This window comes from Pseudonocardia xishanensis (assembly GCF_039541715.1).
Taxonomy (GTDB): Bacteria; Actinomycetota; Actinomycetes; order Mycobacteriales; family Pseudonocardiaceae; genus Pseudonocardia; species Pseudonocardia xishanensis.
This window is the reverse complement of record NZ_BAABGT010000099.1, coordinates 13,512-37,474: the sequence shown is the minus strand read 5'-3', so window position 1 is coordinate 37,474 and position 23,963 is coordinate 13,512. Positions and strand designations below refer to the sequence as shown.

At 73.4% G+C, this 23,963-nt stretch carries 18 protein-coding genes; 11 read left to right on the top strand and 7 right to left on the bottom strand.

What is annotated here, in order from left to right; all coding sequences use genetic code 11:
* Positions 1-92 precede the first annotated feature (92 nt).
* Both rfbB and ABD993_RS29870 read left to right on the top strand, forming a co-directional pair.
* Positions 93-1,073 carry a dTDP-glucose 4,6-dehydratase gene (gene rfbB / locus ABD993_RS29875; RefSeq protein ID WP_345425921.1) on the top strand — a complete coding sequence of 327 codons (981 nt, stop codon included), beginning with the start codon at positions 93-95 and terminating at the stop codon, positions 1,071-1,073.
* The gene (locus ABD993_RS29870; RefSeq protein WP_345425919.1) at positions 1,070-1,633 is read left to right on the top strand and encodes a dTDP-4-dehydrorhamnose 3,5-epimerase family protein; all 564 of its coding nucleotides are present in this window, start codon (positions 1,070-1,072) and stop codon (positions 1,631-1,633) included. The genes rfbB and ABD993_RS29870 overlap by 4 nt, the downstream gene beginning before the upstream one ends.
* Here ABD993_RS29870 and ABD993_RS29865 read toward each other — a convergent pair.
* The gene (locus tag ABD993_RS29865) at positions 1,627-3,465 is read right to left on the bottom strand and encodes a hypothetical protein (RefSeq protein ID WP_345425917.1); all 1,839 of its coding nucleotides are present in this window, start codon (positions 3,463-3,465) and stop codon (positions 1,627-1,629) included. The genes ABD993_RS29870 and ABD993_RS29865 overlap by 7 nt on opposite strands.
* A 110-nt stretch (positions 3,466-3,575) precedes the next feature.
* On the opposite strand from ABD993_RS29865, the gene ABD993_RS29860 reads away from it, so the two are divergent.
* The 6 genes from ABD993_RS29860 to ABD993_RS29835 all read left to right on the top strand — a co-directional run bounded on the left by ABD993_RS29860 (position 3,576) and on the right by ABD993_RS29835 (position 8,833).
* Positions 3,576-4,982 (top strand): DUF2252 domain-containing protein, encoded by a 1,407-nt coding sequence (locus ABD993_RS29860; RefSeq protein WP_345425915.1) that lies wholly within the window; start codon positions 3,576-3,578, stop codon positions 4,980-4,982.
* A gap of 47 nt (positions 4,983-5,029) precedes the next feature.
* Positions 5,030-5,269, top strand: coding sequence for an aa3-type cytochrome oxidase subunit CtaJ (ctaJ, locus tag ABD993_RS29855; protein ID WP_345425913.1), 240 nt, complete (start codon positions 5,030-5,032; stop codon positions 5,267-5,269).
* A complete protein-coding gene (locus ABD993_RS29850) occupies positions 5,256-5,747 on the top strand; it encodes a DUF5130 family protein (protein ID WP_345425911.1) in 492 nt (163 codons plus the stop codon). The genes ctaJ and ABD993_RS29850 overlap by 14 nt, the downstream gene beginning before the upstream one ends.
* Before the next feature lie 262 nt (positions 5,748-6,009).
* On the top strand, positions 6,010-6,663 hold the full coding sequence (locus ABD993_RS29845; RefSeq protein ID WP_345425909.1) for a LuxR C-terminal-related transcriptional regulator: 654 nt from the start codon (positions 6,010-6,012) through the stop codon (positions 6,661-6,663).
* Positions 6,664-6,808: 145 nt separating this feature from the next.
* Positions 6,809-8,362, top strand: a complete 1,554-nt coding sequence (locus tag ABD993_RS29840) for a sensor histidine kinase (protein WP_345425907.1) — start codon at positions 6,809-6,811, stop codon at positions 8,360-8,362.
* A gap of 111 nt (positions 8,363-8,473) precedes the next feature.
* Positions 8,474-8,833 carry a hypothetical protein gene (locus tag ABD993_RS29835; RefSeq protein ID WP_345425905.1) on the top strand — a complete coding sequence of 120 codons (360 nt, stop codon included), beginning with the start codon at positions 8,474-8,476 and terminating at the stop codon, positions 8,831-8,833.
* Between the two features lie 146 nt (positions 8,834-8,979).
* On the opposite strand, the gene ABD993_RS29830 is transcribed toward ABD993_RS29835, so the two are convergent.
* A complete protein-coding gene (locus ABD993_RS29830; RefSeq protein WP_345425903.1) occupies positions 8,980-9,633 on the bottom strand; it encodes a phosphatase PAP2 family protein in 654 nt (217 codons plus the stop codon).
* A 73-nt stretch (positions 9,634-9,706) separates the two neighbouring features.
* Complete coding sequence (gene pepN / locus ABD993_RS29825; RefSeq protein ID WP_345425901.1) at positions 9,707-12,244, bottom strand: aminopeptidase N; 2,538 nt, start codon at positions 12,242-12,244, stop codon at positions 9,707-9,709.
* 147 nt (positions 12,245-12,391) lie between these two features.
* Between pepN and ABD993_RS29820 the strand changes: the two genes are divergently transcribed.
* Complete coding sequence (locus ABD993_RS29820; protein WP_345425899.1) at positions 12,392-13,015, top strand: mycothiol-dependent nitroreductase Rv2466c family protein; 624 nt, start codon at positions 12,392-12,394, stop codon at positions 13,013-13,015.
* 73 nt (positions 13,016-13,088) lie between these two features.
* Here the strand turns inward: ABD993_RS29820 and ABD993_RS29815 are convergent, their stop codons facing one another.
* Complete coding sequence (locus tag ABD993_RS29815; protein ID WP_345425897.1) at positions 13,089-13,523, bottom strand: CBS domain-containing protein; 435 nt, start codon at positions 13,521-13,523, stop codon at positions 13,089-13,091.
* Between the two features lie 209 nt (positions 13,524-13,732).
* On the opposite strand from ABD993_RS29815, the gene ABD993_RS29810 reads away from it, so the two are divergent.
* Both ABD993_RS29810 and ABD993_RS29805 read left to right on the top strand, forming a co-directional pair.
* Complete coding sequence (locus tag ABD993_RS29810) at positions 13,733-15,991, top strand: apiosidase-like domain-containing protein (protein WP_345425895.1); 2,259 nt, start codon at positions 13,733-13,735, stop codon at positions 15,989-15,991.
* A 187-nt stretch (positions 15,992-16,178) separates the two neighbouring features.
* A complete protein-coding gene (locus tag ABD993_RS29805) occupies positions 16,179-17,705 on the top strand; it encodes a serine/threonine-protein kinase (protein WP_345425893.1) in 1,527 nt (508 codons plus the stop codon).
* A gap of 3 nt (positions 17,706-17,708) precedes the next feature.
* Here ABD993_RS29805 and ABD993_RS29800 read toward each other — a convergent pair whose 3' ends face one another.
* The 3 genes from ABD993_RS29800 to ABD993_RS29790 are packed head-to-tail and all read right to left on the bottom strand — an operon-like array spanning position 17,709 to position 23,953.
* A complete protein-coding gene (locus ABD993_RS29800) occupies positions 17,709-19,610 on the bottom strand; it encodes a S9 family peptidase (protein WP_345425891.1) in 1,902 nt (633 codons plus the stop codon).
* Positions 19,611-21,383: an N-acetylglutaminylglutamine amidotransferase gene (locus ABD993_RS29795; RefSeq protein WP_345425889.1), complete on the bottom strand. Its 1,773-nt coding sequence runs from the start codon at positions 21,381-21,383 to the stop codon at positions 19,611-19,613.
* A gap of 8 nt (positions 21,384-21,391) precedes the next feature.
* Positions 21,392-23,953, bottom strand: coding sequence for a glutamate--cysteine ligase (locus ABD993_RS29790; protein ID WP_345425887.1), 2,562 nt, complete (start codon positions 23,951-23,953; stop codon positions 21,392-21,394).
* Between the last annotated feature and the right edge of the window lie 10 nt (positions 23,954-23,963).

Here is a 23,963-nt window from a genome sequence, read left to right as displayed (position 1 = left end):
GCACCTGCGGCTCGGCGATGCCGTCGGCGACCGTGGCCGGGGAGTCTGCCGGCCCCGCCGGGCCCCTCGTGGTCGGTCGATAGCCTCGCCCGGTGCATGTTCTCGTGACGGGCGGAGCCGGGTTCATCGGATCGCACTTCGTGCGGTCCCTGGTCTCGGGGGTGTATCCCGCGCTGGCGGGTGAGGTGCGGGTGCTGGACCTGCTCACCTACGCCGGGCGGCGGGAGAACCTGGCCGGGTGCCTTTCCGACTCGGCCGTGGAGCTGGTGGTGGGAGACATCCGGGACCCGGACGCCGTCGCCAAGGCGATGGTGGGGGTGGACCTCGTGGTGCACTTCGCCGCCGAGTCCCACGTCGACCGGTCGATCACGGGGGCGGCGGACTTCGTGTCCACCAACGTGGTCGGGACGCAGGTGCTGCTGCAGGCCGCGTTGGACGCGGGCGTGCGCAAGTTCGTCCACGTCTCCACCGACGAGGTGTACGGGTCGATCGCGGAGGGCTCGTGGCCGGAGACGGATCCGTTGTTGCCGAACTCGCCGTACTCGGCGTCGAAGGCGGGGTCGGACCTGCTGGCACGGTCGTACTTCCGGACCCACGGGCTGGACGTGTCGATCACGCGGTGCTCCAACAACTACGGGCCGTTCCAGTTCCCGGAGAAGGTCATCCCGCTGTTCGTGACCAACCTCCTGGACGACCGGAAGGTTCCGCTGTACGGGGACGGGCTGAACGTGCGGGACTGGCTGCACGTGGACGACCACTGCCGCGGGATCGCGCTGGTCGCCGAGGGTGGCCGGGCGGGGGAGATCTACAACATCGGCGGGGGGACGGAGCTGACCAACCGCCGCCTGACGGAGCTGCTGCTCGAGGCGGTCGGCCGGGACTGGACCTCGGTCGAGCCGGTGCAGGACCGCAAGGGGCACGACCGGCGCTACTCGGTGGACTGGTCCAAGATCCATTCCGAGCTGGGCTACTCGCCGCAGCACACGTTCGACCAGGGACTGGCGGAGACGGTGGCCTGGTACCGGGACAACCGGCCGTGGTGGGAGCCCATCAAGAGCGGGGTGACCGCGTGAAGTACCGCGAGCTGTCGATCCCGGGGGCGTGGGCGTTCGAGCCGTCGGTGTTCCCGGACCGGCGTGGGGTGTTCGTGGCGCCGTACCAGGGGCCGGTGTTCCGGGAGGCGCTCGGGTTCGAGCTGGTCACGCAACAGACGAACCACTCCCGCTCGGCGCGCGGGGTGGTGCGCGGGGTGCACTTCGCCGACGTCCCTCCGGGGCAGGCGAAGTACGTCTACTGCCCCTCGGGGCGGTTGCTCGACGTGATCGTGGACGTCCGGGTCGGCTCGCCCACCTTCGGGCGGTGGGAGGCGGTGGAGCTGGACTCCGAGCGGCTCAACGCGGTCTACCTCACCGAGGGTCTGGGGCACGCCTTCGTCGCGCTCGAGGAGCCCACCGTGATGGCCTACCTGTGCTCCACGCCGTACAACCCGAAGGCGGAGCACGGGATCTCGCCCGTGGACCCGGCCCTGGGGCTGCCGTGGCCCGCGGACATGGAGCTGATCCTGTCGGACAAGGACCGGGACGCGCCGACGCTGGCCGAGGCCCGTGAGCAGGGGATCCTCCCCGCCTACTGACCGTCCAGCGCGACCAGCTCGCGGGCCAGGGCGTACTCCACCGACTCGGCCGCGGCGAGGGCCACGACCTCGTTCCGCTGGACGTCCACCCGGGCGTTGGTCACCGTCGACCCGACGAGCAGCGCGTCCACCAGGGCGATCACCCGGACCCGGGAGGGTCGGGCCTCGGGGCTGAGCAGGCTCTCCCGGCCCAGCATCGCCGCCTGCAACGCGCTGGACCGGGCGGTCGAGGGTCGTTGCAGCGGCACGTCGGGGGTGGGGTCGCCGCCGGTGAGCAGGGGGACCCAGGCGGGCCTGCTGAGGTCGAGGTCGCGCAGCAGCGCCCGGTCGTCCGGGCGGGGTTCGGTGGCCCAGAGCCGTTCGTCATGGTCGCGGATCTCGCCGACCTCGCGGTGCGCGACGTCCTCGCGCACCTGCCCGAGCCAGTCCACGCCGGTCTCCGGCGTCCAGTCCCCGCCGGGGATCGCGGCCGCGACGAGCCGCTGGACGCAGAGGAGCCGCTGAGCGTCGGGGGTCGAGCCGGTGAGCTCGACGTCGCAGATCGCGAGGGTGACGGCCACCGCGGGCCCCGGCACGTCCACGCCGGAGGCGAAGTACCGGCGGGCGACGGGGCGGGTGTCGGTGCGCACGCTGCGGTCGACGAGGCGTTGGAGCTGGCCGATCTCGCCGGTGAGGGTGGGGTCGGGTGGGGGCGCGCTGGGCGCCGGGCGCTCGGGGGGCGCGGGTTCGGCGGGCTGGGGTTCGGCGGACCGGGGCTCGGCGGCGCCCGGCGGGGGCGGTTCGGATCCGGCGGTCTCATGTGCTCCCGGCTCGGTCGGGCCGGGTGCGGGCCGGCTGCGACCGGAGGGTTCCGCCGGGCTCGCGGGCTGGTCGTGGGTGGCGTCCTCGGCGGGACGACGGGCCGCGGCTCGGTCGGGGTCGTCCTCGGGCTCGGGGTGCCGTTCGCCCGGTGGGTCGTCCTTGCGGCCCAGGTCCAGGCCCTGGGGGCGGGGCGTGACGACGGTGAGCGGGTCGGTGCGGGCCTCGTGGTCCCTGATCGGGCGGAGTGCGCGGGTCAGCGCGTCCGCGGGCGGTGTCGGGCGGGGGCGTGGCTCGGCGCGTGCCTCGGGCTCCGCGGGGCGCGGTCGGTCTTCCGCGTCGTCCGGTTGCGCGGCTGCTGCGCCGGGGCGCCGACGACCCGTCGAGCGGCCTTCCCGCGGCTCGTCGAGCCAGTCCTCGTCCGTCTCGGGGCCGGCCTTCCCACCGCGCCGCCCGCGCCTCCACGACGACCCCCGCTGCGGGGCGTGCCGTTGGGTGAGCCACGGCCCCTCCGGCGAGGGCGCGCGCCGCCACATCAGCCCGCCGAGCACCAGGGCGGCCACAGCGAGCAGGAAGGTCGGGAGCACGATCGGCCAGCCCGTCCACCAGCTCGCCTGCGGGTAGGGCGCGACCGCGGGCAGGGCCAGCGAGGTGACCCGCTGCTCCTGGGGCGTGCCGAGGCGGGTCAGGCCGTTCATCGCGGGCTGGTTGTTCTGGTCCAGCGCGAGCGCGGACTGGTAGGCGGCCCGGGCGCCCTCGTCGTCCGCGACGACCTCCAGCGCGGTGCCGCGGGCGGACTCGCGGAAGGCGGAGGCGTACCGGTTGCCGACGGCGTCCAGCCCGGTGTCCGCGCAGGTGCCCTCGCCGGACTGCTGGGCGCGGGCGTACAGCTCGGCGGCGGTGGCCAGCTGTCCGGCGTTCAGGGCCGTCGAGGCCAGGTCGCACTGCGCCGTCTCCACGGAGGAGCCGCAGGCGGTCAGCCCGCCCAGGGCCGCCGCCGCGACGAGGGCGAGCGCCGACCGCCGGATCTGCATCGGTCCATCGTCGTGCCCGAGCCTCCGCCGAACAACCCGGGAGGGTGACCAGTCGATCACCGGCGGCGACGGATCGCCCACAGGTGGCGCCGACGGAGTATCACTCCACCATGCGGCACACCGTCCTCGCCTCGTTGGACCCACGACAGCGGGACGGCTTCGCCCTGCTGTCCGCGCCCGCCCTGCCCCGGGAGGCCCGGCAGGCCCTCGGGAAGGAGCTGCGCGAGCAGGTGCCGCGCGAGGCGATGGCCGCGTGGTCGCCCGCGAACCGGCGGATCGGGGCCGTCGGGTCGGTGCGGCTCACCAACGAGGGCCGGGTCGACCGGCTGATCCCCATCCGGATCGGGCGGATGACGGCGAGCCCCTTCGCCTTCCTGCGCGGAGCCGCGCACCTGCACGCCGCGGACTTCTCGACGTTGCCCGCCACCGGGATCCAGCCCGTCGTCTGCGGCGACGCCCACCTGGGCAACTTCGGCTTCTACGCCTCGCCCGAGCGCGACCTCGTCTTCGACCTCAACGACTTCGACGAGGCCCACCCCGGCGCCTGGGAGTGGGACCTGCGCAGGCTCGCGGTCAGCATCCATGTCGCGGGCAGGCAGTGCTCGGCGACCGAGGAGGAGTGCGGGGCGGCCGTCGCCCGGTGCGTGGACGCCTACCGTCGATCGTTGCGCAGGCTCGCCTCCGCGCCGCTGCTGGGCCGCTCCTACGAACGCATCGAGGCCGACTTCCTCGAGGAGAACGCGCCCCGCAAGGGCAGCAGGCGCGCCATCGCCGAGGCCGCCCGCAAGGCCCGCCGCCGCACCAGCGACCGGGCACTGCCGCGCTTCACCGGGGGCGAGGGCCGCGAGATCGTCGCCGAGCCGCCGCTCATCACCCGCCCCGAACCGGAGCAGTACGAGCGGATCGTGCTCGCCCTCGACGACTACCTGAACACCCTCCCGCCCCACTGGTCGCGCGTGGTCGGCGGGTACAAGGTGGTGGACGTGGCGCACAAGGTGGTCGGCGTGGGGTCGGTCGGGCTGCGCGCCTACATCGCCCTCTGCGAGGGCTCCGGGCCCGACGACGTGCTGTTCCTGCAGCTCAAGCAGGCCCGCCGCTCGGTGATCGCGCCGTTCGTGCACGGCGAGACCGCGCTGCACGAGCACCAGGGCCAGCGGGTGGTCGAGTACCAGCAGGCGCTGCAGACCGTCTCCGACCCACTGCTGGGCTGGACGACGGTGGGGGACCGGCAGTACTACGTCCGCCAGTTCCGGGACATGAAGGGCTCCTTCGACCTGGACGACATGGAACCCGCGGGCCTCATGGACTACGCCGCCATCTGCGGCCTGCTGCTGGCCAAGGGCCACGCCCGGACCAGCGGCGCATCCATGATCGCGGGCTATCTCGGCGGCGGGGGGAGGGTCCGCAGGGCGTTGTGCCGCTTCGCCCGCGCCTACGCCGACCAGACCGAGCGGGACTACGAGGACCTCCAGGCGGCCGTGCGGGCGGGCGTGTTCCCGTGCGAACCGGGCGTGTGACCGACCTTCTACACCGTGTCGGAGTCGAGTCGGGTAGGTTCACCGCCGTGACTGTGGTGCAGACGGTGCTGGCCTTCGTGCTGCCGCCCGTGGTGATCTACGCCGTGGTGTTCGGGTTGACGCTGGGGCGCAAGGCGAGCCGTCGGCCGCGCTACCGCTCCGGCGAGGCCTGGGACTACGAGCCGGTGCTGTGGACGGCCAACCCGGAGGGCGCTCACCTGCCTGCGCCCACCGAGCACGTCGAGTCCGCCACCGCGACGACCGGAGGTGCCCGTGGCCACTGGTGAGCACGCCCACGGGACGGTCGCCACGATCGATCCCGCCGACCTGCCGGAGGGCTCGGTCGTCACCGGGTCCGGCCGGGTCTCGAGCGCCGTGGTCTTCGCGGAGCCGGACACCACCGGGAAGGTGCCCTTCAGCACCGAGCAGCTCGCTCGGCTGGACGAGGCCCTGACCCTGGCGAGCCGGGACACCGGCCTGCTGTTCGCGATCTACCTGGGCGAGCTGGGGCCGAAGCCGGAGGCGCAGGCCGTCGAGCTGCAGGCTTCGCTGGAGAACGCCGACAGCGCCGTGCTCGTCGCGGTCAGCCCGGCGCAGCGCGTCGTCGAGGTGGTCACGGGGTCCGAGGCGAAGCTGCGGCTGCCGGACCGGGGTGCCAAGCTCGCGGTGATGAGCATGGTCGCGTCCTTCAAGGAGAGCGACCTCTTCGGTGGCCTGCTCAGCGGGCTGCGGATGCTGGCCGACCAGGCCGGTCACCGCCGCTGAGCCTCCGGCCGCCCGCTCGCGTGGCCCCTTCGGGGCGTCATGCGGCAATCGTGCGTGATGCCTATTCGTGGTCAGCCATATGGTGTAAGCATGTGGGCACGGAGTAGCGACCTCGTTCCCGGGAACGGCACGCACCGTTCCCGGTGTCTCGTCGTTGCTGGTACATGACAGGTCGTCGGCCCCTGAGCGGAAGACCACGTCGTTGCCCATGAGCGAACCGACATCGCGACCTGACCCGGACCAGCCCGGCCGGCGTGGCGGCGTGTCCGTGGTCGTCGTGGACGACCACGAGCTGGTGGCGACCTCGCTGGTGCTCAGCCTCAAGACCGAGGGCATCGAGGCGACCCGGATCCGCCCCTCGGCCGAGCGCGGGATCCTCGCCGAGGCCGCGCGGCTGTCGCCGGGGCTCGTCCTGCTGGACCTCGACCTGGGGCGAGACGCCGAGGGCAACCGGATCGACGGCGTGGAGCTCGTCGTGCCGCTGGTGCAGGGCGGCTGGCAGATCCTGGTCCTGTCCGGCAGCGCGGACCCCGCCCGGATCGGGTCGGCGCTGGATGCGGGCGCCCTGGCCTGGGTCCCGAAGAACGCCCCGTTCCCCACACTGCTGGGGGCGGTGCGGGAGGCGGTGGCCGGGCGACCGGTCATGTCGGAGGACCGCAGGCAGCGGTTCATCGACGTCTCGCGCCGCCGCACGGCCGAGCGCCGGGACCTCTCGGAGAAGCTCGGACGGTTGACCCAGCGGGAACGCGAGGTGCTGGCCGAGCTGGCCCGGGGCAAACGCGCCCAGGCCGTGGCCGACCACTTCGTGGTGTCGCTGGCGACGGTGCGCACGCAGATCCGCGCCGTGCTGACCAAGCTCGAGGTCGGCTCGCAGCTGGAGGCGGTCGCGCTGTACCGGCAGGCCACCGGAGGCTGAGCCGCCAGGGGCATGCGGCTGTCGGGTATTCGCCCCGCAGCCGTTCGGTCGAGGTCCATCGTCCGCTGCCGACGGTGTGGTCGCATCCCTAGGATGGATGAACGGCACGTCGTGCGACGGGCCGCGGAGGGGGGTCTCCGGCGTCATGGCGACGGGTGTCACGAGTGCGGTGGGCAGGCTCCGGCGCGCCCGGTTCACCTCCCGCCTGGCCGTGGACGTGGGGGTCCTGGCGGCGCTGTGCGCGGGCGTCGTCGTGCTGGCGTCCAGCCCTCGGCTGCTCGACTGGCTGAACCAGGAGCGCGCGGTCGACATCCTGACCCTGGTCGCCGCGGGTGTCGGCGCGGCCACGGCGATCTCGGCGCTGGTCGGGTCGCGGGTGCTGGGGGACACCCGGCTGGCCTGGCTGGCGGCCGCGCTCGTCCTCTACTGCGCGGTCGTGCTGCCGTGGACGGTGGGCTCGACCGCGGACCCGCAGAGCGCGGAGCGGGTGTCCCGGCTGCTGGCCTACTTCACGGCACTGATCCTGCTGGTCTTCGCGCTGCGTCCACCACGGAGCCTCGGGGCCTGGGGCGGTTGGGCCATCATGCTCGGCGGGGCGGCCGCGTCCGTGCTGGCGCTGTTCCTGGTGCCGGACCTCGGCCCCGTCACCGAGGTGATCACGGGGCCGGTCAGCACGGTGGTGGTCGTCGTCGGCTGGGTGGCCGCGGCCGTGCTCGCGGTGGTGGACGCCGCGCGCAGGCAGAGCGGGCCGCGCCTGCGGGTGGGCCTGGGCCTGGTGATCCTGGCGGGCGCACAGCTGTACCGGATCGCGAACGTCGCCCGGAGCCCGGTCACGGACCTGGTGTTCCCCACGCTGCGGCTCGTCGGGCTGGGCGTGTTGCTCATCGGGCTGATGCAGATGGTCGGCCGGGGCGTGCGGCGGCTGCAGGAGGAGAACTTCCTGCAGCAGGAGGAGCTGGCGGTGGCCGCGGTCCACATGGAACGCGCCGCCGCGCACTCGGCCGAGCGCAACCACGAGCTGCGCAACGGGCTCGCCGGGCTGGCGGGCATCACGCACCTGCTCTCGGCGGAGGCGGACGGGCCGGACCACGAGCGGCTGCGCAGCGCCGTGCTGGCCGAGCTGGGGCGGCTGCACACCATCCTGGAGTCCACGACGGATCCGAGCCGGCTGGAGGCGCTGGCGGGCGCGACGACCTCGGGGCCCGTGGACCCCGAGGAGTCGGGAGAGGACTACCTCCTCGAGCCGATGCTCAGCGGCCTGGTGGAGCTGCAGCGCGCCCGCGGCCGGGACATCGCGCTGGACGTGCCCGCGGACCTCGGTGCCCGCGGGGACTCGGCCGTCGTCGCGCAGATCGTCACGAACCTGTTGGCCAACTGTGAACGACACGCTGCTGGAACCCCGGTGACGATCCGAGCGTTTCCAGAGCGGAAGAACGTGGTAATCGAAGTACGTGACCGCGGGCCGGGGCTCCCTCCGGGCCGCGAGGAGACCGTGTTGACCCGTGGGGTTCGCGACCCGAGGGCGGGCGGCTCCGGGCTCGGACTGCACATCAGCCGCGAGCTGGCCGAAGGTCAGGGAGGGTCCCTGACCCTGCGCACCGTGGAGGACCCGGTGGGCTGCGCCGCACGGGTGGTCATCCGGCCGTCGACGCTGCCCGACCGGTCACCGACGGAATCGCTCGGTAGGGGCAACCTCTGACCCCACTGGGCGTCTCCCCGCTCTCGATGATGACTTTCCGGGGCGGCGCGCGACATACTGTCCGCACTCCGGCCTCTCGCGAGGCCGGTCGGCAGAAAGGAGGGATCCCAGATGGGTGACTCGAACACCCCCCGTTCGCGCAAGGGCAACACCCCGGGGTCCGTCTCGTCAGTGCTGACCCCTCCCACGGGTCTGCCCTCGATCGACGACCTCGAGACACGGTTCACGATGCCCGCCCCACGGGCACCGGAGGACTCGGCCCCGACCGCACCCCCGGTCGAGCCGCAGCCGCCTGCGCAGGCGCCACCCGCCCTGTGCCTCTGTGGCCACGTCGCCGAGGCTCACGAGCACTACCGGGCCGGAGACGACTGCGGCGCCTGCGGCGCCGAGGTCTGCAGCCACTACCGAGCTGCGGACGCCGCGGCGGAACCCGAGAAGGGTCTGCTCGCCAGGCTCGGGCTGCGCCGCTAGGACGACCCACCACGAGGGCCCCGCTTCCCCGGCGGGGCCCTCGTGGTGTCCGGGGCAATGCACGTTTCGTGCTCCCGGAGCGGCATGATCCCCGTTCGTGTGTCGGCGGCTCGGCGGCGACAGCGCTGAGGACACGCAACCGCCGATCACGCTCGGCGGGCGTGCCACCACCCGGCGAGACGCTCCAGCAGCAGCGCGCTGCCGAGGACGGTCGCGACCGCCACGCAGAAGCCGCCGACGGTGTCGGTGGGGTAGTGCGCCCCCGTCGCGACCATGCCCGCACCGATGGTCCCGCCTGCGACCAGGGCGATCGTCACGACCAGGGCGATCCCCGTCGTTCGGCCGGGGCGGACGAGGCTGACCAGCAGCAGCGCCACCACCAGTGCGATCGACGTGGCCCCGCCGGTGTGCCCGCTCGGGTAGGCGTACCCGCCGAACTCCATGGTCCGGCCGATCGCGGGCTTGAGGAACGTGGTGGCCAGCCCGGTCAGCCCCGGTCCGACGATCGCGACCGCCGCCAGCCTCCGCCGCCCCAGGGCGAGACAGATCCCGCAGAGCACGAACGCGGCCACCACGACGAGCGGCGGGGAGCCGAACAGGGTCAGCCGCTGCAGCAGGCTCACGTGGGAGCCTGCGGCGTCGTCCACGAGGGTCTCGGCGTGCCCGTCGAGCCGGCCGTAGCCGCTGTCACCCGCGTAGTGCGCGCCCAGCACGGCGAAGACGACCGTGGCGAGCGCGACCGCGACGAGCGCCGGGGTGCGGAGGTTGCCGGGCAGGACGGGGCGGCCGGCGGCTGTCATGGCTCCAGCATTTCCCGCGGGTCCCCGGCCCGGCATCGCCCGACCGGGGCCTGCGGTGTGGCGTTCGCCGCGATTACGAGCGATCGAACTCGCGTGCCGCCAGGGCTCGCACGATGCCGGCGCGACCCTCGGTCACCAGCCGACGCAGGGCCGGGGGATGGGACTCGTCCGCCAGCCAGGCGTCCGCGGCGTCGACCGTGGACTTGTCCACCGCCCAGCTCGGGAACAGGCCGAGCACCACGCTCTGCGCCCGCTCCGACGTCCGGCGCTGCCACACCTCGGCGACGACGGCGAAGTACTTCTCCACGTACCCGCCGAGCAGACCGCGCTGGGCCGGGTGGGCGAAGCCGCCGATGATGGCCTCGTTGACGGCGTTGGGGATCTCGTCGTCGTAGACGGCGCGCTCCCAGGCCCTGGCCTTCGCCTCGGCGGTGGGGATGAGGGCCCGGCCGCGCTCGGCCTGCCGCTCGCCCGCCGCGGTGGGGTCGCGGCGGTGCTCGGCCTCGATGGCCTGCTCACCCGCCCTGCCGTGTGCGACGAGCGCGGTGAGCAGCCGCCACCGCAGGTCCGTGTCGACGGTCAGGCCCGCCGGGACGTCCCGCCCGTCCAGCCAGGCGGCGAACCGGTCCAGCACGTCCTCGGTCAGCACCGAGCCCGCCAGGGAGTTGACCAGGGCGAGCTGGGTGTCCGAACCGGCCTCGGCGGCGTCGAACCCGGCGACGAGCGCGGAGGTCAGCATGGGCCAGCCGGTCTCGGCCGCCCAGGTCTCGTCCGCGTAGGAGGCGACGGCGGTCTGGACCTGCAGCAGCAGCCGCTGCAGCACACCGATCTCGGTCTCGCGGGCGAACCCGCCGGAGACCAGCGTGGCGAAGTCCCGGGCCTTCAGCTCGGCCTCGCGGGTCATCTCCCAGGCCGCCGACCAGCACAGGGTGCGGGGGAGCGGCTCGGCGATGTCCCCGATGCGGTCGATCAGGGTGGTGAGCGACGCCGGGTCCAGGCGCAGCGCGCAGTAGGTGAGGTCGTCGTCGTTGACCAGGACGAGCTTGCCCTGAGGGGTGCCGACCAGCGCGTTCACGGCGGTGCGCTCGCCGGTGACGTCCACCTCGACGCGCTCGGTCCGGACGATCCGGCCTTCTCCGTCCTCGTCGTAGACGCCGACGGCGACGCGGTGCGTCCGGGTCTCGCCCGCACCCGGGCGGGCGCCGCCCTGGACGATCTCGAAGCTGGTGAACCGGCCGTCGGCGTCCACCTCGAACTGCGGGCGCAGCAGGTTCAGCCCGGTGGTGCGCAGCCACTGCGCGCCCCAGTCGCTGAGATCCCGGCCGGAGGCCTTCTCCAGGGCGCCCAACAGGTCGTCGAACGTGGCGTTGCCCCACTGGTGGGCCTCGAAGTACGCGCGCAGGCCGGCCATGAAGGGCTCGAGCCCCACGTAGGACACCAGCTGCTTGAGCACCGAGGCGCCCTTGGCGTAGGTGATCCCGTCGAAGTTGACCTCGACGGCCTGCAGGTCCGGGATGTCCGCCGCGATCGGGTGCGTGCTCGGCAGCTGGTCCTGGCGGTAGGCCCAGGACTTCTCGACGTTCGCGAACGTCGTCCACGCCTCGGTGTACTCGGTGGCCTCCGCCTGGCAGAGCACCGACGCCCAGGTGGCGAAGGACTCGTTGAGCCACAGGTCGTCCCACCAGCGCATGGTCACGAGGTCGCCGAACCACATGTGCGCCATCTCGTGCAGGATCGTCTCGGCGCGGCGCTCGTAGAGGCTGCGGGTGACCCGGGACCGGAAGACGTAGTCCTCCAGGAAGGTCACCGCGCCCGCGTTCTCCATCGCCCCCGCGTTGAACTCCGGCACGAAGAGCTGGTCGTACTTGCCGAACGGGTACCGGATCCCGAAGTTGCGGTGGTAGAAGTCGAAGCCCTGCCGCGTCTCCGTGAAGATCCGCTCGTGGTCCATGTGCGGCGCGAGGCTGGAGCGGCAGTAGATGCCGAGCGGGATGCCGTCGTGCTCGGTGTGCCAGCTCGCGTAGGGGCCCGCGATCAGGGCGACCAGGTAGGTCGACATGACCTCGGTCTCGGCGAAGCGGTGCACGCCGCCGTCCGCCTCGGCCACGGCGTTCGAGACGACCTTCCAGTCCTCCGGGGCCGTCACGGTGATCGTGTAGCGCGCCTTGAGGTCCGGCTGGTCGAAGCAGGCGAAGAGCCGCTTGCAGTCCGCCGTCTCGAACTGGGAGTAGAGGTAGACCGCGCCGTCGACCGGGTCGACGAAGCGGTGCAGGCCCTCGCCGGTGTTCATGTACTCGCCGGTCGCGACGACGACGAGCTCGTTCTCCGCGGCGAGGTTCGGCAGGGCGATGCCCTCGTCCTCGGTGTAGCCGGAGACGTCCAGTGCGGTGCCGTTGAGCGTGGCGGACTCGACGCCGGCGCCGACGAAGTCGATCCAGCTGTCCGCGCCGGGCTCGGCGGCGGTGAAGCGGACCGTCGCGGTCGTGGAGAAGGTCTTCTCACCCGGCGCGCCGTTCCCGTCGGTCAGGTCGAGGTCGACCGCGTACGACGAGACGGCCAGCAGGGCGGCCCGGAGCTCGGCGTCGGTCCGGGTCAGGTTGGGCGGGGCCATGAGCGGTGGGCGGTCCTTCCGGGGGCCGGGGGCGGTCCACCGCATCCAATCACGGGTCGGCCGTCCGTGACGGGGTATCCGGGAACACCCGGCCCGTGATGACGGTTGAGCGTTGAAGGACGAGCTGTGACGACGAACGGAGTGCCTGTGAGCAGCACGGAGACCACCACACCGAAGGTCGACATCTGGGTGGACCCGCTGTGTCCCTGGGCGTGGTTGACCTCGCGCTGGATCCTGGAGGTCGAGCAGGTCCGAGACGTCGAGCTGGACTTCCACGTGATGAGCCTCGCGGTGCTCAACGACGGCCGGGACCTCCCCGAGCAGTACGCCGAGATGATGAAGAAGGCCTGGGGCCCGGTCCGCGTGCTGATCGCCGCGGCCGAGGCGCACGGGCGCCAGGTCGTCCGGCCGCTCTACGGCGCGATGGGTGAGCGGATCCACAACGGCGGCAACAAGGACTTCGACGTCGTCGTCGAGGAGGCGCTGGCGGAGCAGGGTCTGCCCGCCGAGCTGGCCGAGGCGGCCACCGACTCCTCGTGGGACGAGAAGCTCAAGTCCGAGCACCACTCGGGCATGGACGCGGTGGGCATGGACGTGGGCACGCCGGTGATCCACGTCGACGGGGTGGCCTTCTTCGGGCCGGTCATCTCCAAGGTGCCGCACGGCGAGGAGGCCGGGAAGGTGTTCGACGGCGCGCGCCTGCTCGCGGGGTGGCCGCACTTCTTCGAGCTCAAGCGCACCCGCACCGAGGACCCGGACTTCGACTACTGAGCCCTTCTCGCACGAACGGCACTTTTGTGCGGTAGGTCCGCACAAAAGTGCCGTTCGTGCGTTTCGGGGTGGGTCAGTGGGCGGCGATGTACATATCCCGGAGGATTCCGGTCTGCAGTTCCATGTCCCGCAGCCGCGCCTTCACGAGGTCGCCGATGCTGACCATCCCGACGAGCCTGCCGCCGTCGAGCACGGGCAGGTGCCGGTAGCGGCCGCCGGTCATCCGGGCCATCGCGGTCTCCAGCGGCTCGCCGAGCGAGGCGGTGGCGACCTTGCGGGTCATGACCTCCTCGATCCGCAGGTCGAGCAGGGCGGGGCCGCGCTGGGCGAGCTCGCGGATGAGGTCCCGCTCGGACACGATCCCGACGATGCGGCGGTCGGCGTCGCACACCACCAGCGCGCCGACGCCGTGCTGTTCCAACCTGCGCACGGCGTCGTTGACCGTGGCCCACGGGAGGATCGTGTGCACGGTCCGTCCCTTGCTGTCGAGGATGTCCGCAATCTTCATCGCTCAGCCCTCCACTCGATTCCCACTGTGATTCACAGTGTGCGCCCGCAGGCACTGTTACGTCACGAAACGGTGGAGCGGATCACTGGGATGGGGAGGCCCGTCTCGCGGACGCGACGTCCAGCCCGGACACTCTCCGGCGTTCACGATCGTGAAGCGTTCGCGGCGTTCGGCCGCGCGGACGGCGCCGGGTCGGCACGGTGCCGCCCGTGCGTGGAGGACTCGGACGGTCGGTGGCGGCGGTGGTCGGCGTGCTCGCGGTGCTTGCGGGGGTGGTCGTCGCCGTCGGGTGGCGGGGTGAGCCCGGCGGGGTGCGGGTGGACGGACGGTGGTTCGCGCGAGCGGACGGGACCCCGCTGTTCTGGCTCGCGGACACCTCGTGGGACCTGGTGGCGGCGGATCCCTCCGCGGCGGAGGACTACCTCGCCCGCCGCGCCGACCAGGGCTACACGGTGGTCCGGACCGCGTTGCTGCGCCCGGGATCGCCCCGGGACGCCGCGGGCCATCCGGCCTACCGGGGCCACCTCGGGGCCCTGGACACGTCACCGGGCGGGTACTGGGACCACGTGGACGACCTCGTCGCGGCGGCCACCGCACAGGGCCTGACGATGGCGTTGGCGCCGGTCTGGAGCGACGGTCAGGCCGGGAGCCTGGTCACCGCGGACAACGCGCGGGAGTACGGGGCGTTCCTGGGAGCCCGGTACGAGGACGCGTCGGTGCTGTGGCTGACCGGCGGGGACGACGACGGCTCGCACGGTGAGGTGTGGTCCGAGCTGGTGGCGGGGTTGCGGGAGGGCGGGAGCGACGCTCCGGTGTCGCACCTGGCGAGTTCCGGCTCGTCGGATGCGGGTCCCCACCCCGCCGCGGGGTCGGATGGGCACGCGGAACAGGGCTCGGATCGGGGGGCGCGCTCGGACGCGCCGCCGGGTTCGGACCGGGCGTCGGGCTCGGTGGAGACCTCGGGACCGGGGGCGGCTGGTCCGGGATCGAACATGTCGGACTCGGGCCGGACGCCGACGGGGGAGTCGGTGGGGTCGCGGACGGACGGCCCGCGCCCGGAGTCGACGGATCCGGAGTCGACGGATCCGGAGTCGAGGGGCTCGGGCTCGGCGGGGATGGGCCGGCGTTCGACGTCGGACGCCGCCCGGGGCGAGGGAGGGTCGGGGTCGACCTCTGCCGGGTCCGACGCGAGCGGATCCGGCGCCGGGACGGGCAGCGCGAGGACTGGCGAGGTGCGGTCCGACGTCACCGGTACCGCCGCGGGAACCTGCGCCTCCTCGGCGAGCCGGGCCGATGCGCGCGCCGCGGGCCGGGAGAGCGGGGACCCGCTGGTGGACGCGACGCCGCCGAGCGTCGGCGAGGACTGCGGGTCCGCGGGCACGACCACACCGCACGACGCCCGGGCCGAGGCCTGGCGCGCGACGCTCGGCGGGGCGACCGGCGCGACCTACGCCGGGTCGGAGGCGGACGCGGAGGCGGGGTCGGACGCCGGGGGAGAGGCAGAGGAGGGCGCCGCGCAGCTCGGCGTGCTGCGGCGGGTCATGGAGTCGCGGCCCTACCGGCTGCTGGAGCCCGCGGACGAGGCGCTCGGCGGAAGTGGGCTGGAGGGGTCGGCGCGGGTGTCGGCGGCGGTGGCGTCGGACGGGTCGTTCCTCGTCGCGTACACGCCGGAGGGCATGGACGTGACGGTCGACCTGGACATGCTGGCGGCGAACAGTGTGAGGGCCTCCTGGGTGGATCCGCGCACGGGGGAGGTGCTGGAGGTGCCCGAGCCGGTCGAGGCGACCGGCACCGCGGCCTTCGAGGCGCCGGCCGGGACGGGGGACGAGCGGGACTGGGTCCTCGTGCTCGACGACGACGCCGCCGGCTACGGGGCGCCGGGCACCGAGGTCCTGGAGGACCCCGCCGAGTCGGGCGCGGCAGCCGTCACCCCGGCCCCCTCGGTCGAGCGTGCGCCTGCCGATCCTGGGCGGAGCTCGCCGACCCCCGCCGACTCGCCGTCCGCCGGGTCCGAGAGCGGCGGCGCGCGGCCGGCCCGGTCGGACCCCGCCCGACGACCGGCTGAACCCCGGCCCCGGGAACCGCAGCCCACCGAGCCGCAGCCCACCGAACCGCAGCCGGGAGAGCCTCAGCCGGAAGAGCCTCAGCCGAGAGAGCCCCGGCCGACCGAGTCCCAGCCCACCATCCCCGAACCTCCCGCCGCCGAACCCGCCACCGACTCCACCTGGGACCGCCTGGCCACCTGCGAGTCGTCGGGGAACTGGGCGATCAACACCGGGAACGGCTACTACGGCGGGCTCCAGTTCAGCTCCGCGACCTGGTCGGACTTCGGCGGGACCGCCCACGCCCCGCGCGCGGACCAGGCGACGAAGGAGCAGCAGATCGAGATCGCGACGAAGGTCCGCGACCGGCGGGGCGGGTACGGCTCCTGGCCCGCCTGTGCCCGCAAGCTCGGCCTGCCGCGGTGACGACCATGATCACCGAAAGTGTGCACTCAGCGCGCCCACGACCGCGCTGCGAGCACACGAACGGCGATCTTGCCGCGCTGAGAGCACGAAACGTGCGCGCCCGGGGAGCCGCTCGCCCACCCGGAACCGCGCCCCCAGCCCGACCTCCCGCGAGCCGAACGATCGGGAGTGCCTACCCTTGGGGGTCATGACCCCGTCCGAGCCCGATGCCGTGCGCATCGGGAACCGCTACCGCCTCGAGGAGCGCATCGGCGCGGGCGCCATGGGGGCGGTCTGGCGGGGGACGGACGAGCTGCTGAACCGGGCCGTCGCGGTCAAGGCGCTGATCGCGGCCACCACGATCAGCGGGCACGGGACGGACGCCGCCGAGGAGTCCCGCCAGCGGCTGCTGCGCGAGGGCCGGATCGGCGCGCGGCTGCAGCACGCGCACGTCATCAGCATGTTCGACGTCGTGGTGCACGACGACCGCCCCTGGCTGGTCATGGAGTACCTCCCGTCCCGTTCGCTCGCGGTCGTGCTGGGGGAGAAGGGCCCGCTGAGCCCCCAGGAGGCCGCGGAGATCGGCCGCCAGGTCGCGGACGGGCTCTTCGCCGCCCACGCCGCGGGCGTGGTGCACCGCGACATCAAGCCCGGCAACATCCTGCTCGCCGAGGACGGCACGGCGAAGATCAGCGACTTCGGCGTCTCCCGCGCGGTGGACGACGTCCAGCTCACCCGCACGGGCATGATCGCGGGCACCCCGGCCTTCCTCGCCCCGGAGGTCGCGCGCGGCCAGGAGCCCACCAGCGCGTCGGACGTCTTCGCGCTCGGTGCCACGCTCTACGCCGCGGTCGAGGGCGAGCCGCCGTTCGGCCTGGACGACAACGCCTACGCCCTGCTGCACAAGGTCGCGACCGGCCAGATCCGCCCGCCGCAGCAGGCTGGTCCGCTGACCGCGCTGCTCATGCGGCTGCTGTCCAACGAGCCCACCGACCGCCCGACGGCCTCCCAGGCCCGGGACGCGTTGGCCGCGATCGCCGCCGGGGGGACCGCGGTCGGCCTGGCCGCGACGGCCCCGGCCGGGACCGCGGTGCTGCCGCCCGTAGCCGCCCCGCAGCGCACGGAGGGCCCGCCCACCCTCACCGGCCTGCCCCCCGTCGTCGGGCCGCCCGCGCCGGTGTCCGGCGGCGGTGAGCCGCCCCGTCGGCGCAGGCTGCTGCCCGTCCTGATCGCCCTGGTCGCGCTGCTCGTAGTGGGCGGCGGGGTGCTGATCGGCGCGCTCCGGAGCGGGGGCTCGGGGACCGAGGACCCGGTCGTGGCCGCCCCGACCACCACCGTCGAGGCCCCGGCGCCGACCACGACCACCGCACCGCCGCCGACCACGACCCCCACCCGTCCGCCGACGACGACCACCACGCCCCCGCCCGCGAGCGGCGAGGCCGTGTCGTTCGTGCAGAGCTACTACGCCCTGCTGCCCGGGAACCCGGACGCCGCGTTCGCGCTGCTCAGCAGCCAGGCCCAGCAGGCCTCCGGCGGGATCGACGGTTACCGGAGCTTCTACGGCGGGCTGTCCGCGGTCTCCGCGCAGAACGCGCGCGCGATCGGCGAGGACCAGGTCTCCGCCACCATCGTCTTCACCCGCCGGGACGGCTCCAGCAGCAGCGAGCCGTACACCTTCCGGGTCGGCACCGGCCCGGACGGGAACCGGATCATCCAGTCCTTCAGCCGAGCTTGACCGTCAGGCGGTCTGCGACTCCGCCTCGCGCAGGTGCGCGGTCACCCAGTGCACGACCTCGGTGACGAACTCGGCGCGGTGGGCGACGGCGTGGGTCTCGTGGCCCTCGTCGTCGAACAGCAGGAACCGCGGGGACGCACCGCGCTCCCGCAGCGCCTCCACGATCCGCGACGCCTCGCCCAGCGGGACGTTGGTGTCGTACTTGCCGTGCACCACCATCAGCGGCGCCGCGATCCGGTCCACCGAGTGGATCGGCGACAGTGCCCGCAGCAGGTCCCCGTCCGCGGCGGGGTCGCCGTACTTGGTGGTCGCCGCGGCGGCGATCCACGGCTCGGTGTCGGTGTAGAAGGTCTCGAGGTCGCTCATCCCGCAGACGTCCACGCCCACGGCGAACAGCTCCGGGAACCACGCCAGCGCGACGAGCGTGAGGTACCCGCCGTAGGACCGCCCGGACACCCCGATCCGGTCCGGGTCGGCGAGGCCCGAGGCCCGCAGGAAGCTCACCGCCGCCCGCACGTCCGTGATCGCGGTGAACCGCCGGTCCCGGTCGTCCGCCTGGGAGAACGAGCGGCCGAAGCCGGCCGAGCCGCGCACGTTCGGCGCGAAGACCTGCACGCCTGCGGCGACCAGCGCCTGGAACAGCGGCTGGAAGATCGGCCGTTCCTGCGCCTCGGGGCCGCCGTGCAGCCAGATCAGGGTGGGGGTCGCCCCGTAGGCCCCGCGCGGGCGGAACAGCCAGCCGGTGAGCAGCAGGCCGTCCTCGCCGCGGAACTCGTGCAGGGTGGGGTCGACGAGCTCGTCGACGACCGCGATGTCCGCGGGCAGCAGCGGCGCGGGCTCCGCCAGGGGGACGTCCAGCGCGATCCGCGTGATGCCGGGCGGCAGAGTGGGACCCTCCGAGGCCACGAGCAGCGCCTCGCCGTCCCGGGTGAACGCCACACCGGTGACGACGTCCCCGGGCTGGTCCGACACGGGGGACGCGATCCCGTCCCGCAGGTCGATCAGCTCGAGCTCGCTGCGGCCGTCGACGTTCCAGACCAGCGCCGCGCGGGCACCGGCCGGGTCGAGGGCGACCTGGTCGAGGTCGTCCCCGCTGCGTGCGGCGACGTCCCAGGCCAGCGACACCTCGTCGTCCGACAGGGAGCAGGCCAGCAGCGACGGGCGCTCGCGGCCCGCGTCCGTGTGCAGGTAGAGCACGGCGCCGGTGACGCCGAAACGGGCGTCCGCGACGGTGGCGTCGTGCCCGGGCAGCAGCTCGACGCGGCGGCCGGTCCAGAGGTCGATCAGCTCCAGGCCGCGGAACCCGCGCCGCCCGGTGCGGACGACGGCCCGCCGCCCGTCCCGGCTGACCGCGCAGACCACCGCGGCGGGCCCGGAGGCCAGCACCGTGGACGAGCCGTCCCGGACGTCCACCAGGCAGGCCAGGCCCTCGCCGTCCGGCCCGTAGATCGTGACGCCGAGCTGGCGCCCGGACGGCGACCAGGCCCCCAGCGTGACGGCCCGGGAGCCGGAGCCCTCGGAGTCGACCATCGACTCGGAGGCCGCCGCGATCTCGCGGCGCTCGACGCCGTCCGGCGTCAGCAGCAGCACCCGGGTCCGCTCCCCGCCGCCGGGAGCGATCTGGCACGCCAGGTAGGTGCCGTCCGGCGACCAGTTGATCGCCGTGACGTCGCAGGCCACGGCCGGGTCCACCTCGGTGTCCAGCGGCGCGGCGGGCTGGGCGACCGGCTCGTCGGGCGCGGGCAGCGGCGCGACCCAGGCCCGCGGGCGGCCGTCGCGGTCGGAGACCCAGGCCAGCAGGGTGCCGTCCGGCGACGGGAGCGGGGACCGGTAGGAGGGGACGATCAGATGTTCACCCAGGTCCCCCGCCAGCTGAGCGCGACGACGCTCGGTGAACGTGTCCATCTAGATCCCCCTCTCCTGTAACCACATCTCCAGCAGTGCTACCTGCCACAACGCATTCGAACCCAGATTGGTGCGCTGGGTGTTCGGGTCCGCCAGCATCCGGTCCAGCCAGTCGCCGCGGACGAGCCCACGCGCCTTGGCGACCGGATCGGTGACGGCGGCGCGTACGCGCTCGAGGAACGGTCCCTCGAGGTGCCGGATCGCCGGGACGGGGAAGTATCCCTTGGGCCGGTCGATCACCGCGTCCGGGACGACCCCGCGGGCGGCCTCCTTGAGGACACCCTTGCCGCCGTGCGCGAGTTTCAGTTCTGGTGGGCACGCCGCCGCCAACTCGACGAGCTCGTGGTCCAGGAACGGGACGCGTGCCTCCAGTCCCCAGGCCATCGTCATGTTGTCGACACGCTTGACCGGATCGTCCACGAGCATGATCGTGCTGTCCAGCCTCAGCGCCGCGTCCAGTGTGCGCTCCGCCCCGGGCCGGGCGAAATGTGAGGTGATGAACTCGCGGCTCGGATCGTGGTCGAGCAGCCACTCGGGCTCGAGGATCGACGCCAGGTCCGAGTGCGGCCGGTCGGTGAAGACCGCCTGGTAGGCCTCCATCGCCTGGTCGCGCGGGGTCCGTGCGAGCGGCGGGTACCAGTCGTAGCCCGCGAAGACCTCGTCCGCGCCCTGGCCGGACTGCACCACGGTGACGGACTTGGCGACCTCCTCGGAGAGCAGGTAGAAGGCCACGCAGTCGTGGCTGACCATGGGCTCGGCCATCGCCGTGATCGTGTCGTCGACGGCGGGCAGCATCCGCGCCGGGTCGACCAGGATCTGCTGGTGGTCGGTGCCGAACTCCTTGGCCACGATGTCGCTGTACTCGAACTCGTCGCCCTTCTCGCCGCCCGCGGCGTGGAAGCCGACGGAGAAGGTCTTGAGCCCCGTCTGCCCCTCCTGGGCGAGCAGCGCCACGATCAGCGAGGAGTCGAGTCCACCCGAGAGCAGGACGCCCACGGGGACGTCGGCGACCATGCGCCTGCGCACCGCGGTCCGCAGCCCGTCGAGGACGGCCTCCTTCCAGTCCGTGACGCCCAGCTCGGGGCGGCGCTCGTGGACCGGGGCCCAGTAGACGCGGTCGCTGAAGCGGCCGTCCGCCTCGTAGGTGCGGACGGTGGCGGGCGGCAGCTTGCGGACGCCGCTCAGGATCGTCCGCGGCGCGGGCACCACCGAGTGGAAGGTCATGTAGTGGTGCAGCGCGACCGGGTCGATGCTCGTGTCCACCCCGCCCGCCTCCAGGAGCGCGGGCAGCGTCGAGGCGAACCGCAGGACGCTCGAGGACGACGTGTAGTACAGCGGCTTGATCCCCAGCCGGTCCCGGCCCAGCACCAACCGCCCGGTGTCCCGCTCGGACACCGCGAAGGCGAACATCCCCTTGAAGTGCTCCACGCAGGAGGCACCCCACTGGGCGTAGGCCTTGAGCACCGTCTCGGTGTCCGACGTGGAGAAGAACGTGTGCCCCGCGGCCTCCAGCTCGCCGCGCAGCTCCTGGTAGTTGTAGATGCAGCCGTTGAACACCACGGCCAGGCCCAGCGCGGAGTCGACCATCGGCTGGGCGCCGCGCTCGGACAGGTCGATGATCTTCAGCCTGCGGTGCCCCAGGGCGACCGGGCCCGCCGCGTGCACCCCGGTCCCGTCCGGCCCGCGGCGCTCCATGGCCTTCGTGATCCGGGCCACCACCGCCGGGTCGGCGGGGGAGCCGTCGAATCTCATCTCACCGGCGATGCCGCACATAGCACTCCTTAACGCAGGATCCAGGTGTCCTTCGCGCCGCCGCCGCGCGACGAGTTGACGATCAGGCTCCCCGGCGGGGCCACCCGGGACAAGGCGGCGGGCACCACGTCCAGGTGCGCGTGCGCGCCGTACTGGCTCTGGAAGACGAAGGCCCGCAGGTCCACGGCCCGCGGCTCGAGCCTGCGGCCGGTGAAGGTGGGATGTGTGGAGAGCGCCACCATGTCCTGCGCCACCCAGCCCGCGGGCTCGGCGCGGATCTGCTTCTCCACCTCGGTCAGCTCGGAGCGCTCGGCGTGCGGGCCGATGACGATGCCGGCGCCGCCGTACCCGTCGACCGGCTTGAGGACGAGCTCGGAGAGCCGGTCCAGCACCTCGGCGCGGCGCTCGGGATCCACGCACGGGTAGGTGGGCACGCTGTCGAGCAGCGGCTCCTCGTCCAGGTAGTACGTGATCATATCCGGGACGTAGGCGTAGACGAGCTTGTCGTCCGCGATGCCGTTGCCCAGCGCGTTGAGCAGGGCGACGTTGCCGCGGGAGACCGCGACCGCCAGCGCCCGGCCGATCGGGCGCAGGTCGGCGCCCTTCGAGGTCATCAGGTCCTTCTCGTCCATCCGCCGGTAGAGCGCGGAGAGCCTGCGGCGGCCGCCCTCGGAGACGAGGAAGACGCCGTCGTCGGTCACCTGCAGGTCCCGCGGCGTGACGACGGGGACCCCCATCTGCCGGGCGAGCAGCTCGTGTTCGAAGAAGGCCGAGTCGGTGGGGCCGGACGACAGCAGCGCGACCTCGTCGTGCCCCGGGGTGCCGGTCTCGGTCGCGGACAGCAGCGCCGCGCGCAGCCTGCCTGGCACGTCCTCCAGCCCGACGACGCCGGTCGGCGGCTCCAGGTCGCTCATCACCGAGCGCACCAGCCGCCGCGACATGATCGAGTAGCCGATACCGGACGGGACCCGGAGGTTGTCCTCCAGGACCAGCCAGTGGTCGGCCGAGTCCCGGACCAGGTCGATGCCGGCGACCGCGATGCGCACCACGTCCTGCGGCACGATCTCGCCGTTGCGGTGCCTGCCCGGCGCGTTGTCGACCACGGTGGCCGGGATGACGCCGTCCCGGACGATCCGGCGGTCGCCGTAGACGTCTCGCAGGAACAGCTCCAGGGCCCGGACGCGCTGCGCGAGCCCGTCGGTCAGCCGCGCCCAGTCCTCGGCGGAGACGATCCGCGGGACCAGGTCCAGCGGGAAGAGCCGGTGCTCCTCCGGCGGCCCGAACGTGACGCCGCGGGCGCGCTGCTCGGTCTCCAGCGCGGACTCGGCCGCGACCATCCCGCGCGGGCCGAGGCGTTCGAGGGTGCGGAACATCCAGCCGTACTGGGGCAACACGGTGCCTGCGGGGGAGACGGCCTCGTCGTAGGCGCCCGGCGCGTACTCGGCGAGCAGCTCGCGGGCCAGCGGGGCCTCGACGGGCGGCTCGATCCGCAGCAGCCGTCCCTGCGTGTTGGCGAGCAGGGCGTCCACGACGTCCACCAGCTCGCCGCGGCGGCCGAACATCCGCCGCTGCCGGGCCGCCCCCGAGCCGCGCAGCAGCGTGGCCTGGGACAGCTCCAGCACGTGCTCCCAGTCGCCCTGCTCCTCCAGCTGCGGGCGGAGCCGGTCGATCAGCTGCCCGACGAGCAGCGGCGGCGAGATCAGCGACGGCCCCACCAGGTCCACGAGGTCGCCCTCCAGACCCGAGCGGGCGGCCCGCCAGCTCGCGGCGCGCAGCAGCTCCTGGCCGGTGGTCGGCAGGGGCACGCCCGCCTCGATGTCCTCGCGGGCCCGGCAGACCAGGGCGCGGAAGAGTCCCGCGATGAGGACCACGTCGTCCACCTCGGTGCACGCGTCGCACACCCGGAGCTCGACGGTCGGCACGTGCGCGCTCGGCCGGATGTCGAAGTAGAGCATCCCCGGGTCGGAGATCGTGCCGCTGGCGATCAGCGAGTCCACCATCGCGTCGTACTCGGCGGCGGTCTCGACCATCGCCGGCGGGCCCGCGGTGGGCCAGCGGGACCAGACCATGCTGCGGTAGCTGGCGTAGCCGGTGTCGTTGCCGCGCCAGTACGGCGAGCTCGCCGAGATCGCCAGCAGGATGTGCAGGTACGGCGCCACCCGCCGGACGACCTGCACCGCGGTGTCCCGGTCCGGCACGTCCACGTGCACCTGGGCGCCGCAGATGTGCTGCTCGCGCACGAGCGCCTGGTACTCGTGCTGCATCTTCTCGTAGCGGGCACCCGCGGAGATGTCGTCCCCGGTGAGGTCGACCAGCGGGACCGTGCCCGCGGCGACGATCCCCAGCCCGTGCGGCTCGGCGACGCTCTCCAGCTTCCGGCGCAGCCTGTGGAGGTGTCCGCCCAGCTCGTCGAGGGTCTCGCAGACCGGCGTGTTGGTCTCGACCAGCGAGCGCTGCAGCTCGCGGGCGAACTCGGCGCCGTCCAGTTCCGGCAGCAGGAGCTCCACCTGGGGCGCGGCCCGCCGGGTCGTGAGATCCACGACGTGGAACTCCTCCTCGACCCCGAGAAGGGGCCTCCCCGCGGCGCTCATGCGGGTGACG

Coding starts and splice junctions, on each gene's coding strand:
- ABD993_RS29800 (WP_345425891.1), bottom strand. CDS start 19,610: ATGGACACGTTCACCGAGCGTCGTCGCGCTCAGCTGGCGGGGGACCTG.
- ABD993_RS29860 (WP_345425915.1), top strand. CDS start 3,576: ATGCGGCACACCGTCCTCGCCTCGTTGGACCCACGACAGCGGGACGGC.
- ABD993_RS29840 (WP_345425907.1), top strand. CDS start 6,809: ATGGCGACGGGTGTCACGAGTGCGGTGGGCAGGCTCCGGCGCGCCCGG.
- ABD993_RS29815 (WP_345425897.1), bottom strand. CDS start 13,523: ATGAAGATTGCGGACATCCTCGACAGCAAGGGACGGACCGTGCACACG.
- ABD993_RS29830 (WP_345425903.1), bottom strand. CDS start 9,633: ATGACAGCCGCCGGCCGCCCCGTCCTGCCCGGCAACCTCCGCACCCCG.
- ABD993_RS29790 (WP_345425887.1), bottom strand. CDS start 23,953: ATGAGCGCCGCGGGGAGGCCCCTTCTCGGGGTCGAGGAGGAGTTCCAC.
- ABD993_RS29805 (WP_345425893.1), top strand. CDS start 16,179: ATGACCCCGTCCGAGCCCGATGCCGTGCGCATCGGGAACCGCTACCGC.
- ABD993_RS29795 (WP_345425889.1), bottom strand. CDS start 21,383: ATGTGCGGCATCGCCGGTGAGATGAGATTCGACGGCTCCCCCGCCGAC.
- ABD993_RS29835 (WP_345425905.1), top strand. CDS start 8,474: ATGGGTGACTCGAACACCCCCCGTTCGCGCAAGGGCAACACCCCGGGG.
- ABD993_RS29865 (WP_345425917.1), bottom strand. CDS start 3,465: ATGCAGATCCGGCGGTCGGCGCTCGCCCTCGTCGCGGCGGCGGCCCTG.
- pepN (WP_345425901.1), bottom strand. CDS start 12,244: ATGGCCCCGCCCAACCTGACCCGGACCGACGCCGAGCTCCGGGCCGCC.